Genomic DNA, 13,112 nt, shown 5'->3' with positions numbered 1-13,112 from the left:
GCGGCTCGCGCGGGTACTGGCGACACAGAGGATGCTCGGGCAACCGGCCCCGAGCCGACGAGAGGACGAGGTGCTCCCCCATGACGCTGTCGCTGCCTGTGCTGCTGCTGGTCTTCGTCGCCGCGGCGGCAGCCATCTGGGTCGCGGGGGTCCAGCTGTCCAGGCAGACCGACGTCCTCTCCACGCGGCTGCACCTCGGTCAGGCGCTGGGCGGCCTCATCCTGCTCGCCCTTGCCACCAACCTGCCGGAGATCGCGATCGTCGCGAGCGCCTCGCTGTCGGGCAACGTCGGCGTCGCGGTCGGCAACATCCTCGGCGGCATCGCGATCCAGACGGTGGTGCTCGTGGCGCTCGACGCCTTCGGCATCCGCGGCAGGCGTCCTCTGACCTACCAGGCGGCCTCGCTCGTCCTCGTGCTCGAGGGGGTCCTCGTCGTGGCCGTGCTCGCCGTCGTCATCGCCGGCAGCCAGCTGCCCGCCGGCCTCATCTGGTGGAGGCTCACGCCAGCCCCCGTGCTGATCGCCGCCCTCTGGGTCGTCGGGCTCCTGCTGCTCCAGCGCGCGGGCAAGCACCTGCCGTGGCACGAGTCCGGTGAGGCCCCCGACAACCAGGGACCGCCGAAGGGCCACTCGCAGCAGGAGGCCGAGCACGACGCCACGTCGAAGGGCACCAGCACCGCCAAGTCGGCCACGATCTTCGGCATCTCCGCCCTCGTGACCCTGGCCGCAGGCGTGGTCCTCGAACGCAGCGGGGACGCCATCGCGGGAGACATCGGCCTCTCCGGGGTGCTCTTCGGCGCCACCGTGCTGGCCGCGGCCACCTCGCTCCCGGAGCTGTCGACGGGCCTGACGTCGGTGCGCCAGGGCGACTACCAGCTGGCGGTGAGCGACATCTTCGGAGGCAACGCCTTCCTGCCCGTGCTCTTCCTCGTGGCCACCCTGCTGTCCGGCAAGGCGGTCCTGCCGCATGCGCAGAACACCGACATCTATCTCACCGCCCTCGGCGTGCTGCTGACGATCGTCTACGTCGTCGGGCTCGTGTTCCGGCCCGAGCACCGACGAGCCCGGATGGGGCTGGACTCGATCGTCGTGCTGGTGCTGTATGCCGTCGGGGTGGCCGGCCTGTTCGCCGTCGCCAGCTCCTAGCCGCCCGGCCGGGCGCCGTGGGCCCGCGGGCGTACGCGTGCAGCCCCACGCGTACGCCCCCGGGCGACCCGGCCGTCGACGGGCGGACCGTCGCGCGTCAGCGGGTGCGGGCACCCACCTCGTAGCTCGTGTTCGTCGCCTCGAAGAAGTTGACGAGCTCGAGCGTGTCGTTGGCTGCCGCCATCCACTTGGCCGGGTTGCTGACGCCGAAGTGCGCGTCGAACCCGAGCTCCTCTAGCCGCCGGTCCGCGAGGTAGCGCACGTAGGTGTTGAGGTAGGTCGCGTTGAGCCCGAGGATCCCGTGCGGCAGCAGGTCGTGGTTGTAGCGCTCCTCCAGCTCGACCGCGTCGAGGATCATCTGCCGGATCTCGTCGGCGAACTCGGGTGTCTGCAGCTCCGGGTTCTCCTCGAGCACCGTGAGGACCAGGCTGATCCCGAACTTGAGGTGCAGGCTCTCGTCCCGCACGACCCAGTCGATGAGAGACCCGAAGTTGCGCAGCAGGTTCCGCTGCCGGAAGCTCAGCGCCACCATGAACCCGCTGTAGAACCAGATGCCCTCGAGGATGACGTTGTACGCGACGAGGTTGCGCACGAAGTCGCGCTTGCCCTCGGGCGTCGTGATGTCGAGCGTGCCCTCGGTCATGCGGCCGAGGTAGCGCAGCTCGAAGGCCTCCTTGGCGGCCATCGACGGCGTGTCCACGTGGGCGGCGTACGCGGCCTGCCGGTCGATCGGGAACGTCTCGAGGACGTACTCGAAGGCGACGCAGTGGTTGGCCTCCTCCCACATCTGCTTGGCGAGGTAGAGGTGCGCCTCCGGCGCGGCCACGTAGGGGTAGACGCCGAACGCGAGGGCCTTGTTGACGAGCAGCTCGTTGGGGTTGAAGTAGCTCATCAGGAAGGTGACGGCGTGCCTCTCCTCCTCGGTCATGCGCGCGAAGTCGGCGAGGTCCTCGCCGAGCTGGACTTCGTGTGGGAACCACGTGTTGGCCACCGCCTGCTCGTAGAGCTCGTATGCCCACGGATAGCGGATCGGCTTGAGCAGCAAACCCTCCGACAGGCCGGTGCCGAGGATGCCGGGCGTGCCATGGGCGCTCACTGGCAGGCCTCGCAGTCCAGTCGCTCCTGCGGGTCGGTGGGGCACGCGACCACCGCCTCCGCGGCGTCGAGGCCCGGTGTTGCGCGGGCGAAGCCGAAGCCCCCGCCGGCGCGGCCCGAGGCGGTCGCCTTGTTGACGCGCACCGTCGACTGCTCGGCGGTGTGGCGCGGCAACACATGCAGGTAGTAGGTCGTCTTGACGCCCATCCGCCACGCCGCGGTGTAGATCCGCGCCATCTCGGCCAGGTCGCGCGTCTCGAGGTACATGTTGCGGCTGATCGCCTGGTCGACCCACTTCTGCGCGCGGGCCGCCACGTGGAGGAACGCGTACGGCGAGAGCTGGAAGGAGGTGCGGTAGACGTCGCGGACGCTCTGCGGGACGGCGTCGATCGATTGCACGTCGCCCTGCGAGCGCAGCAGCTCCTCCCGCACGTCCTCCCACAGGCCGAGCTGCTTGAGGGTCGCGACGAGGTTGCGGTTGACCTCGAGGAACTTGCCCGAGCTCGTCGTCCGGCTGAACAGCTGTGAGAACTGCGGGTCGAGCCCGGGCGTGGTGCCGGCGACCAGTCCGATGGAGGCGGTGGGCGCCACGGCCATCAGCGTGGCATTGCGTATGCCGCCGGCGACCTTCTCGCGCAACGTGTCCCAGTCGAGCCGCGACGACCGGTCGACCTCGACGCCGATGCCGCGGTCGGCCTCGAGAGTGTCGATCGTGTCCACGGGGACGAGTCCTCGCGACCAACCGGAGCCGGCGAAGTTCGGGTAGCTGCCCCGGTTGCGCGCGAGCTCACAGCTCTCGTCGATCGCGGTGTGGCTGATGAACTCGGCGAGCCGGTCGACCAGCTCGAGGGAGGTCTCGCCGCCGTAGGTGATGCCGAGGCGCTCGACGACGTCGGTGAAGCCCATCATCCCGAGCCCGACCGCCCGGTTGTCCTCGTTGGAGCGCTCGGACTCGGCGACCGACGACAGGGTGATGTCGATGAGGTTGTCGAGCTGCCGGACGGCCGTGCGGACGGTCGCCTCGAGCCGGTCCCAGTCGACGACGGCGTCGAGGTCGGGGGCCTGGCCCGGGGCCGGAAGGGCGTCGGCGCGCAGGTGCCGGGCGAGGTTGACCGAGGCGAGGTTGCACACGGCCGTGTTGTCCCGGTCCTGCGGGAGCGTGATCTCGGTGCAGAGGTTCGACAGGTGGATCGTGCCGGTGTTGTCGTTGAGCGCCCGCAGGTTGATGGTGTCCTTCCAGGTGAGCCACGGGTGCGAGGCGGTCTGGAGGGCCACGAGGATCGCGGTGAGCTGCTCCCGGGCCCGGACGGTGCGGAACGTCCGCAGCCGGCCCTGCTCGGCCAGCGCGACGTACTCGGCGTAGCGCCGGCTGAAGGCGGCGCCGGTCAGCTCGACGAGGTCCGGGGTCTCGAGCGGGTCGAAGAGGTACCACGCCTCGTCCTGCTCGACCCGGCGCATGAACTCGTCGGAGATCCACACGGCGGTGTTGGCCGTACGGGTGCGGCGGTAGGGGTCGCCGGCCTGCTGGCGCAGGTCGAGGAACTGGGGGAAGTCGAGGTGCCAGTTCTCCATGTAGAAGCACAGCGCCCCGAACTTCTTGCCGCCGCGCGAGATGGCGCGCAGCGTCGAGTCGATGGTGTGCATGAACGGGATCGGCCCGGTGGAGGTGGTGTTGTTGCTGCGGATCGGCGAGCCCTCGGCGCGCAGCTTGGTCACCGACAGGCCGATGCCGCCGGTGCCCTTGGTGATCCACATGACGTCGCGCACGCTCTTGGCGATGTGCTCGATGTCGTCCTCCATCTGCATGACGAAGCAGTTGGACAGCTGCGGTCGCGGCGTGCCGGCGTTGACGAGCGTCGAGCCCGCGGGCAGGTACTCCAGGCGGGCCATGGCGCGGTAGAAGCGGACGGCCGCGGCGGTCGGGTCGTCCTCGTTCAGCGAGAGCCCCATCGCGACACGCATCCAGAAGTACTGCGGCACCTCGACGTCCGTGCCGCCTGGACCGGTCAGCAGGTAGCGGTTCCGCATGGTCACGACGCCGATGTAGGTGAGCAGCTCGTCGTGGCCGGGGTCGAGCTCGTCGGCGAGGCGCTCGAGGTCGAAGCCGGTCGCGAGCCGCGCGTCGAGCAGTCCGTTCTCGACGGCGTCGCGGACGTAGCCGGGGAAGCGGGCGCGGTGCAGGAGGGTCAGCTCGCGCGCGCTGTCGTAGCCGCCGAGCACCCGCTTGTAGATCGTCTTGAGCAGCAGGCGGGCCGCGACGCGGTCGAACGCCGGGTCGTCCTTGACGTCCTGGACGGCGACCTGGATGACGGCCTCGTCGAGCTGCTCGGTCGTGATGCCGTCGAAGAGCGTGATCGCGAGCTCCGAGGCGATCTGGACGGTGAGGCCGACGGCGTCCTCGAGTCCCTCGGTGGCGCGCTCGACGGCGCGGTTGATCCGGTCGGCGTCGAACGGCTCCCGGGAGCCGTCGCGCTTGGTCACCGACAGCCTCGGGGACACCGAGGACGGCGCCGAGGACGGCTCGGCGGACGTCTCCGTCCGCTCGGGGTCGTATGCGGTGGGGCCGGGTCGGGCGCTCCCGGCCCGGTCGGTCGTGTCGTGCAGTGGCGTGTTCACGGCTGTCTCCTCGCAGCGTGGGCGAACGGTCCGCCGGGCGGGAGGAGGGTGCGAGGAACGACAGCCGCTGCGGTCGCGGCGCGCTCGGCGCCACGGCCTCGAGGTTCGGCCGCTGTCCACGAGCCCTCCCTCGGGGCCTGCCGGACCACCGCGTGAGGTCTCACGCGGTGCGCTGGCAGGTCTTCGGACTCGTGGGCGTGCACACCCTCCGAAGCGCTCGGACGGTCCGTCTCCTACTGGTCGTCGCTTCCCGGGCCGGAGGCCCAGTGCTCATGACGACGGTCGTTCCCACTCACCGCTGCGGGGCAGTCCCGGACTCTCACCGGGTTCCCTCTTGCGACGACGTCCCTGGCTGGGACGCCGAACCAGCTGCGCGACAGACACTATCCCTAGTGGCCACCCGTCGCCGGGACCCCACATCTTGCGCGTGTCGTGGGTATTCCTCGTGGTGGACCGGTGGCCGGCACGGCTCGAGGGGCCGCGAGGCTAGGGAAGGAACGTGCGGAAGGCGCGGTGGAACACCTCGGCGCGGGCCGCGCCGGGCTGTCGAGGGACCTGCTCGGTCCGCAGGTAGTCGCTGAAGCCGGGCACGGCCTCCGCCTCCTCACGACCCAGCTCGCGGAAGCCCATCGACCAGTCCGCGAAGTGGCGCTCGGTGATCTGCTCGCGCAGCGCGATGGACACCGACCGGTGCCGCACGTCGCCGCAGATGCGGCGGAAGGCGTCCTCGACCACCTCGTCCGGACCCTCGAGGGTCTGCACGAAGCTGCCGTCCGCATACAGCAGCAGCCCCGTCAGGCCGGCCGCCTCGTTGTTCGAGCGGGACCGAGCCAGCAGGTCGACCAGCTCGTCCTTGCTCAGCTCACCGGTGGCCGTGCTGAAATACGTTAGCGAAAGCACCCTGCTCCTCCTGGTCGCCGCCCCTCGTGGCAGCTCGACGTCAGCTGAGGCGCGCTGCTGGGCCCTGCTGATGGAGTACGCATGCTACGCACGACGGACCTCCCGCCGGAGCCGCGCCACGACGGGATGCTCGATGTCGGTGACGCTCACGAGATCTACTGGCAGGAGTGGGGGTCCCCCGACGGCGTTCCCGCGCTCTACCTGCACGGTGGTCCGGGTGGCACCCTCGGCACCGGTCGGTACCGCGAGCGGTTCGACCTCGGCCGCACCCGCCTCGTCGGCTTCGAGCAACGAGGCTGCGGGCGCTCGACACCACACGCCTCCGACCCGCAGGTCTCCCTCGCCGGCAACACCACCATGGCGCTGGTCGGTGACATCGAACGCCTGCGTGCCCACCTCGGCATCGACGCCTGGCTCGTCAACGGCGCCTCGTGGGGGTCGACCCTGGCCCTCGCCTACGCCCAGGCCCACCCGCACCGGGTCCTGGGCCTCGTGCTCTTCGCCGTGACGACGACCAGTCGCCGGGAGGTCGACTGGATCACCGAGGGGGTCGGTGCGATCTTCCCCGAGGCATGGGACCGCTTCGCCGGTCATGCCGAACGCGCCGGCATCGGCTTCACCCGCGGTGACGGACGGCTCGTGCGGGCCTACGCCCGGCTCCTGGACTCGGCGGACGCAGCGGTGCGCGAGGCCGCCGCGCAGGAGTGGGCCCTCTGGGAGGACACCCACGTCTCACTGCCGACGGGCCGTGTGGAGCGCGACCCCCGGTGGCAGGACGGGCGGTTCCGCCTTGCCTTCGCGCGGCTGACCACGCACTACTGGTCGGCCGACGGCTTCTGCGAACCCCCGCTGCTCGAAGGCGCCGAGACGCTGCGCGACATCCCCGGTGTGCTCATCCACGGCCGACAGGACGTGTCCTCGCCACTGGTCACGGCGTGGGAGCTGCACCGCCGGTGGCCGGGCTCGCAGCTCGTCGTCGACGAGGGCGGCGGGCACGGCGGGGTGTCGATGGTGCAGCGGTGGCGCGAGGCGAACGACGCCCTCGTCGAGCGGTGGGCGCACTGACCTGCTCCCTGTGACGACGGCGCCCGACCCGGCGACCCGCGCCCCGGAGACCCGCGCCCCGGCGCCCCGCGCCCCGGAGACCCGCAGCCCGGAGACCCGCAGCCCGGAGACCCGCAGCCCGGAGACCCTCGGCCCGCCGGACTCAGCGGCCCGGTGGGTCCACCCTGGGCCGGTTGCCGGGCCCGGCGACGAAGACGGCGGCCCCGAGCACGAGCGCGGCGCCGGCGAGCTGCCACAGCCCGAGCCGCTCCCCGAGCAGGAGGTAGCCCAGGAGCACCGACACGATGGGGATCACGTAGGTCACGAGCGAGCCCACCTGCTGGCCCACCGCCCGCACCACGTCGAACTGCAGCAGGTAGGCCACGCCGGTGCCGAGGACGCCGAGCGCCAGCAGCGACAGCGCGGGCCGGACCCAGGTGCCGGTCGCGCCGGGGTCCGCGGACCACGGCGCCGCGTGGGAGCCCCGGTGCAGCGCCCACCAGGCGAGGAGGACGACGAGCATCTGCGCCGAGGCGACCACCAGCAGGGCCGCCGGCAGCTGGAGGCCACCGAGGTCCTCCTTGGCGAGGTGCTTGCGCACCCACGTCCAGCCGATGCCGTAGGAGGCGCCGGCCACCAGGGTGAAGCCGAAGCCGAGCAGGTCCGGTCGACCGGCCGCCTGCCAGGGCTGCGCGATGACGAGGACGCCGAGGAAGCCGATGCCGACCGCGGCGATCTTGCGGCCCGGGAGCCGCTCGGCCGGGAGCATGGCCGCGGTGGCCAGCACCGTCGCCATGGGCGTCGTGGCGTTGCCGATGCCCGCCAGGGCGGAGGCGACGCGCTCCTCGCCGAGCGGGAAGAGGGTGAAGGGCAGCGAGGCCAGGAGCAGCCCGACGACGAGCAGGTGCGCCCAGACCCGCCGGGAGCGCGGCAGTCGGCCGCCGCCGAGGTGGAGCAGCAACGTCACGGTGACGGCGCCGAGGACGATGCGCCCCGTCGCGATCTGCAGCGGCGCGAACCAGCCCAACGCGTACTTCATGAGCAGGAAACTCGAGCCCCAGATCAGGGCGAGCGCACCGAACTTCACCTGCCACGGCACGACGCGACGCCGCACGGCAGGCGCCGGGGTGGCGGTGGACGGGGAGACGACGTCGGCGGTGCTGGGCAGGACGCGGTCGGACACGCGCACACCCTAGACCGGGCCACCGACAGCGGACCGGGCATTTCCCGGCCGGCGCCCGTCAGCGCCCGTCGGCCCCCACCGCGCCGTCGAGGAGCTGCGCGAGGTGCACCCCTCGACGGCCCCGCAGGTCCGCCACCTGGGTGCGGCAGGAGAACCCGTCGGCCAGCACGACGGCGTCCGGGGCGGCGTCGAGGGCGGGCAGCAGGTTCTGGTCCGCCACGGCGAGCGACACCTCGTAGTGACCGACCTCGACGCCGAAGTTGCCGGCGAGGCCGCAGCAGCCGGCCAGGGTCCTCACCGTCGCACCCGTCGCGGCGAGCAGGTCGGCGTCGGCCTTCCAGCCGAGCACGGCGTGGTGGTGGCAGTGTGGCTGCGCGACCACCTCCGTGCCGCTCAGGTCGGGTGGGCTCCAGCCCGGCGTCTCGGCGAGCAGCTCGGCAAGGGTGCGCACGTGGGACGACACGATGGCCGCGTCCTCGTCACCGGGCAGCAGCTCGTGCACGTCCGAGCGGAGCACCGCCGTGCACGAGGGCTCGATGCCCACGATCGGCACGCCGGCGCGCGCGTCGGCAGCCAGGGCCGCGACGGTCCGGCGCAGGATCGTCCTGGCCGAGTCGAGCTGCCCCGTCGTGATCCACGTGAGCCCGCAGCACACCGAGCTGCTCGGCAGCCGCGGCTCGTAGCCGGCGGCCCGGAGCACTCTCACGGTGGCCGCGGCGACCTCGGGCGAGAACGAGTCGGAGAACGAGTCGGCGAACAGCACAACCGGTTTCAGCTCGGAGCGACGGGCCTCGAAGGTGCGGCGGAACGGCTTGTCGGGGAAGGCGGGGATGGAGCGGCGCCGGTCGACTCCGGCGAGCCACAGCGCCACCGGGCCGACCACGGGCAGGGTCAGTGCCCGGTTGGCCACCTTCGGCACGCGCCCAGCCAGTCGCGCCCACATCGGCAGCCGGCCGAGCGTGTAGTGCGAGCGCGGGCGCAGCCGCCGCCGGTAGGTCTGGTGCAGCACCTCGCTCTTGTAGGTCGCCATGTCGATGCCCGTGGGGCAGTCCGAGGCGCAGCCCTTGCACGACAGGCACAGGTCGAGGGAGTCGTGGACCGACGGGTGCGACCAGGGCAGCTCCCCCCGGACGACCTCCTGCAGCACGCGGGCGCGGCCCCGGGTCGAGTCCTTCTCCTCGCGCGTCGCGAGGTACGACGGGCACATCACGCCGCCGGCCGCCGAGTTGTCGGCGCGGCACTTCCCCACGCCGGTGCAGCGGTGCACGGCCTGGGCCAGGTCGCCGTCGTCGTGCGGGTAGGCCATCGCCAGCCGGCGCACCGGGAAGTGCCCGGCGGCCCGCACGTCGGCGTCCACCGGGTCCGGGTCGACGAGGACACCGGGGTTGAGCAGGTTGCCCGGGTCGAAGGCGTGCTTGATCCCGCCGAAGAGCGCGATGGCGTCGGCGGAGTACATGTGCGGGAGCAGCTCGGAGCGCGCGCGTCCGTCGCCGTGCTCACCGGACAGCGAACCGCCGAATCCGCCCACCAGGCGGGCTGCCTCGGTGAGGAACTCGCGCATCACGCGGGTGCCGTCGGGCCGGTCGAGCGGCAGGTCGAGCCGCACGTGCATGCAGCCCTCGCCGAAGTGCCCGAACGGCGCCGACGTCATGCCGTAGGAGCCGACGAGCTCGTCGAAGGCAGCGAGGTACTCCCCCAGCCGTTCCGGTGGCACCGCCGCGTCCTCCCAGCCGGGCCAGGCGGGCCTGCCCGAGGGAGCGCGACCGGCGAGGCCGGCCCCGTCCTCCCGGATGCGCCACAGGCGGGCCTGCACGAGCGGGTCCTCGACGACCACGGCATCCTCGGCCAGGCCCTCCCCCGCCAGGCGGCGAGCCCGGGCCGCGACCTCGGCGAGCTCCTCGCCGGCGAACTCGACGAACAGCCAGGCTCGCCCGCGCGGCAGCGGCGGGATCGCGTCCGGGCCCCGGCGAGCCCGCAGCACGTCCGTGAGCCGTGAGTCGAGGCCCTCGCACGACGTCGGACCGTGTGCCACGACCGCCGGCGCGGCCTGCCCGGCGGCGACGATGTCGGGGAAGCCGAGCACGACGACGACGCGCACGGGCGCGTCGACGACGAGCCGGACCGTGGCCTGCGTGATGACCCCCAGCGTCCCCTCCGAGCCGACGAGGGCCTGGGTCAGGTCGAAGCGCTCGGGCAGCAGGTGGTGCGCCGCGTAGCCGGAGACCTGGCGACCGAAGCGGTCGAACTCCGTGCGCGCCGTCGCCAGGTGCCGCGAGGCCACGGTACGCACCGCCGTGACGACGTCGTCGGCGCCCCGGGCGAACGGCATACCGCTCTCGTCGTAGCCGGTGGAGAGGGAATCCCCTGCGGCAGTGAGCAACTCGAGCCCCGCGACGTTGTCGGACGTGCGTCCGTAGGCGAGCGAGCGCGACCCGCAGGCGTTGTTGCCGATCATCCCGCCGATGGTGCAGCGCGGGTGCGTCGAGGGGTCAGGTCCGAACCGTATGCCGTGTGGCGCGGCGGCCCGTTGCAGGACCGCGTGGACGGTGCCGGGCTCGACGACGGCCGTACGCGTGTCGGGGTCGATCGAGAGGACGCGGCCCAGGTGCCGGGAGAAGTCCAGGACGATGCCGCGCCCGACGGCGTTGCCGGCCACCGACGTGCCGGCTCCCCGCGACGTGACCGGGACGCCGGTCTCGCGGGCCACGGCCAGGGTGGCGGCCACCTCGTCGACGTGGCGGGGGCGCACGACGGCGAGCGGGGGGATGCGGTAGAGCGAGGCGTCCGACGCGTACATGCCGCGGGTGCCGGCGTCGGCGCGCACCTCGAGCCCGGCGCGTTCGAGCGTCCCCACCACGTCGGCCACGTCCACCATGCGTAACATGTTACGCATGGTCCAGCTGGCGCTCCCCCATGGCGCTCCCTCCCTCGCGGAGGCCGTCGTCGAGGCGGTCCGCTCGGGCATCACTGCCGGGGAGCTGGTCCCGGACGAGACGTACTCGGTCTACCAGCTCGCCGAGCTGCTCGGCGTCTCCCGCAGCCCCGTGCGCGAGGGCCTGCTGCGCCTGGCCGAGGCGGGGCTGGTCCGGATCGAGCGCAACCGCGGCTTCCGGGTGCTGCCGCCGCAGGCCCACGACATCGAGGAGATCTTCGACCTGCGCCTCGCGCTCGAGCCGGTGGCGGCCCGACGTGCGGCCGAGACGGCCACCGACGCCGCTCGCGCGTCGGTCCGCGAGGCCTTCGAGGCGCTGTGCGCCGCAGCGGGCGACGGCACGGGCGACGGCACGGGCGACGGCACGGGCGACGGGCCAGGCTCCACGATGGGCGACGAGGCGAGCTTCTGGGTGGCCGACCACGCGGTGCACGCCTCGCTCATGCGCGCGGCCGGCAACCAGCGCGCCGCCACGATCGTCGAGCGCCTGCGGGCCACGACGGCCCTGCTGGGGCCGCCCACGACGACGGCCGGCCGCACCCTGGCCGAGATCCGCGACGAGCACGAGCCGATCGTCACCGCCATCCTGCAGCGCGACGGCGAAGCGGCCGAGCAGGCGATGCGCGAGCACCTCGAGCACACCGGCGCCCTGCTGGCCCGCAGCCTGGCCGGCCGGCGCGAGCACGAAGGGGCGTCTCAGCCACCGCACGACCTCGCGCCGGTGCCGTCGGCTGGGGCACCCTGAGAGGCCAGCAGCACCACGAGCAGCACGACCAGCAGCACCACCAGCAGCACCGACCACCACCCACCCGCAGCAACCAACGAGCACGGGCCCGCCGGCGAGCGAGGACCCGAAGGAGAGAAGCGTGAAGGTACTCCTGCTGGAGAACGTCCACCCCATCGCGGTGGAGACGTTCCGACGTCACGGCTTCGACGTCGAGACCCGGCCGCGGTCGCTGGGCGAGTCCGAGCTCATCGAGGCCCTCCAAGGCGTCTCGGTGGTCGGCATCCGGTCCAACACCAAGATGACCCGCGCGGTGCTCGACGCCGCGCCGGACCTGCGCGCCATCGGCTGCTTCTGCATCGGGACCAACCAGGTCGACCTGGGCCACGCGACCGACCTGGGCATCGCCGTCTTCAACGCCCCCTTCTCCAACACGCGCAGCGTCGTCGAGCTCGTCATCGGCGAGATCCTCGCCCTGGCGCGGCGCCTCCCGGAGAAGACGCAGCGCATGCACGACGGCGTCTGGGACAAGTCGGCCAAGGGCAGCTACGAGACCCGCGGCCGGACCCTCGGCATCGTCGGCTACGGCAACATCGGCACGCAGCTGTCCAACGTCGCCGAGGCCATCGGCATGCGCGTCGCCTTCTACGACACCGCCGACCGCCTGGCCCACGGCAACGCCCGGCGCATGGGCTCGCTCGACGAGCTGCTCGAGATCTCCGACGTCGTCAGCCTCCACGTCGACGGACGCCCCGGCAACGCCGGGCTGTTCGGCGCCGAGCAGTTCGCCAAGATGAAGCGCGGGTCGGTGTTCATCAACGCCTCGCGCGGCATGGTCGTCGACGACCTGGCCCTGCGTGAGCACATCCTGAGCGGGCACCTCTCCGGCGCCGCGATCGACGTGTTCCCCATCGAGCCCAAGGCCCAGGGCGACCTCTTCGAGTCGCCCCTGCGCGGCCTCGACAACGTCATCCTGACCCCGCACGTCGGCGGCTCGACCGAGGAGGCCCAGGAGGAGATCGGCACCTTCGTCGCGACGAAGCTGACGGCATACATCCTCGACGGGGCCACGGCCCTGTCGGTCAACCTGCCCGACGTGGCGCCGGCACCCCCCGAGGGCGGCTTCCGGGTCGCCCTGCTGCACCGCAACGTCCCGGGCGTGCTCGCCGCCATCAACAACGTGCTGGCCGCGGCGGGAGCCAACATCGTCGGGCAGTCGCTCGCCACCCGCGGCGAGCACGGCTACGTCATCACCGACACCGACGTGCCGCTGGCGCCCGAGACGCTCGAGTCGCTGCGACACGTCGGGGAGGCCGTCCGTCTCGAGGCGTGGTACGGCCACTCCGACTGACAGGCGCGCCCGGCGCCCCGCGCGCTCGGGCGCTCGGCAAGCGGTGCCGGACGACCTGCATCCGCGTTGACGCCTGCCGTTCACCGAGGAGGCCTACCGTCGGGAGGGAACCCGACCCGAGG

The 13,112-nt window shown here is 72.4% G+C and carries 9 protein-coding genes and 1 riboswitch; of the genes, 4 read left to right on the top strand and 5 right to left on the bottom strand.

Annotation, left to right across the window (positions count from 1 at the left end):
* Positions 1–80 precede the first annotated feature (80 nt).
* Positions 81–1,145 (top strand): sodium:calcium antiporter, encoded by a 1,065-nt coding sequence (locus AB0316_RS18390; RefSeq protein ID WP_366274497.1) that lies wholly within the window; start codon positions 81–83, stop codon positions 1,143–1,145.
* Between the two features lie 97 nt (positions 1,146–1,242).
* Here AB0316_RS18390 and AB0316_RS18385 read toward each other — a convergent pair whose 3' ends face one another.
* The 3 genes from AB0316_RS18385 to AB0316_RS18375 all read right to left on the bottom strand — a co-directional run bounded on the left by AB0316_RS18385 (position 1,243) and on the right by AB0316_RS18375 (position 5,756).
* Entirely contained in the window at positions 1,243–2,241 is a 999-nt protein-coding gene (locus tag AB0316_RS18385) for a ribonucleotide-diphosphate reductase subunit beta (protein ID WP_366274496.1), read from the bottom strand.
* Positions 2,238–4,739: a ribonucleoside-diphosphate reductase subunit alpha gene (locus AB0316_RS18380; protein WP_366274651.1), complete on the bottom strand. Its 2,502-nt coding sequence runs from the start codon at positions 4,737–4,739 to the stop codon at positions 2,238–2,240. The genes AB0316_RS18385 and AB0316_RS18380 overlap by 4 nt, the downstream gene beginning before the upstream one ends.
* 273 nt (positions 4,740–5,012) lie before the next feature.
* Positions 5,013–5,241: riboswitch (cobalamin riboswitch) on the bottom strand.
* 101 nt (positions 5,242–5,342) lie between these two features.
* Positions 5,343–5,756 (bottom strand): BLUF domain-containing protein, encoded by a 414-nt coding sequence (locus AB0316_RS18375; protein WP_366274495.1) that lies wholly within the window; start codon positions 5,754–5,756, stop codon positions 5,343–5,345.
* Between the two features lie 81 nt (positions 5,757–5,837).
* On the opposite strand from AB0316_RS18375, the gene pip reads away from it, so the two are divergent.
* Positions 5,838–6,821 (top strand): prolyl aminopeptidase, encoded by a 984-nt coding sequence (pip, locus tag AB0316_RS18370; protein WP_366274493.1) that lies wholly within the window; start codon positions 5,838–5,840, stop codon positions 6,819–6,821.
* A 142-nt stretch (positions 6,822–6,963) separates the two neighbouring features.
* Here the strand turns inward: pip and AB0316_RS18365 are convergent, their stop codons facing one another.
* Positions 6,964–7,983, bottom strand: a complete 1,020-nt coding sequence (locus AB0316_RS18365; protein WP_366274492.1) for a DMT family transporter — start codon at positions 7,981–7,983, stop codon at positions 6,964–6,966.
* A gap of 58 nt (positions 7,984–8,041) precedes the next feature.
* Positions 8,042–10,867 (bottom strand): FAD-binding and (Fe-S)-binding domain-containing protein, encoded by a 2,826-nt coding sequence (locus AB0316_RS18360; protein WP_366274491.1) that lies wholly within the window; start codon positions 10,865–10,867, stop codon positions 8,042–8,044.
* Here AB0316_RS18360 and AB0316_RS18355 point away from each other — a divergent pair.
* On the top strand, positions 10,866–11,660 hold the full coding sequence (locus AB0316_RS18355; protein ID WP_366274490.1) for a GntR family transcriptional regulator: 795 nt from the start codon (positions 10,866–10,868) through the stop codon (positions 11,658–11,660). The genes AB0316_RS18360 and AB0316_RS18355 overlap by 2 nt on opposite strands.
* 121 nt (positions 11,661–11,781) lie before the next feature.
* Complete coding sequence (serA, locus tag AB0316_RS18350) at positions 11,782–12,990, top strand: phosphoglycerate dehydrogenase (RefSeq protein WP_366274489.1); 1,209 nt, start codon at positions 11,782–11,784, stop codon at positions 12,988–12,990.
* The last annotated feature ends 122 nt before the right edge of the window (positions 12,991–13,112 follow it).

Origin of the sequence: Terrabacter sp. NPDC080008 (genome assembly GCF_040702505.1) — a bacterium.
GTDB lineage: Bacteria > Actinomycetota > Actinomycetes > Actinomycetales > Dermatophilaceae > Terrabacter.
This window is presented reverse-complemented; position numbering and strand designations above follow the sequence as displayed.

What these genes read in the sequence shown, in the direction of transcription:
- AB0316_RS18390 (WP_366274497.1), top strand. Translation starts at nt 81, where the DNA reads ATGACGCTGTCGCTGCCTGTGCTGCTGCTGGTCTTCGTCGCCGCGGCG.
- pip (WP_366274493.1), top strand. Translation starts at nt 5,838, where the DNA reads ATGCTACGCACGACGGACCTCCCGCCGGAGCCGCGCCACGACGGGATG.
- AB0316_RS18355 (WP_366274490.1), top strand. Translation starts at nt 10,866, where the DNA reads ATGTTACGCATGGTCCAGCTGGCGCTCCCCCATGGCGCTCCCTCCCTC.
- AB0316_RS18360 (WP_366274491.1), bottom strand. Translation starts at nt 10,867, where the DNA reads ATGTTACGCATGGTGGACGTGGCCGACGTGGTGGGGACGCTCGAACGC.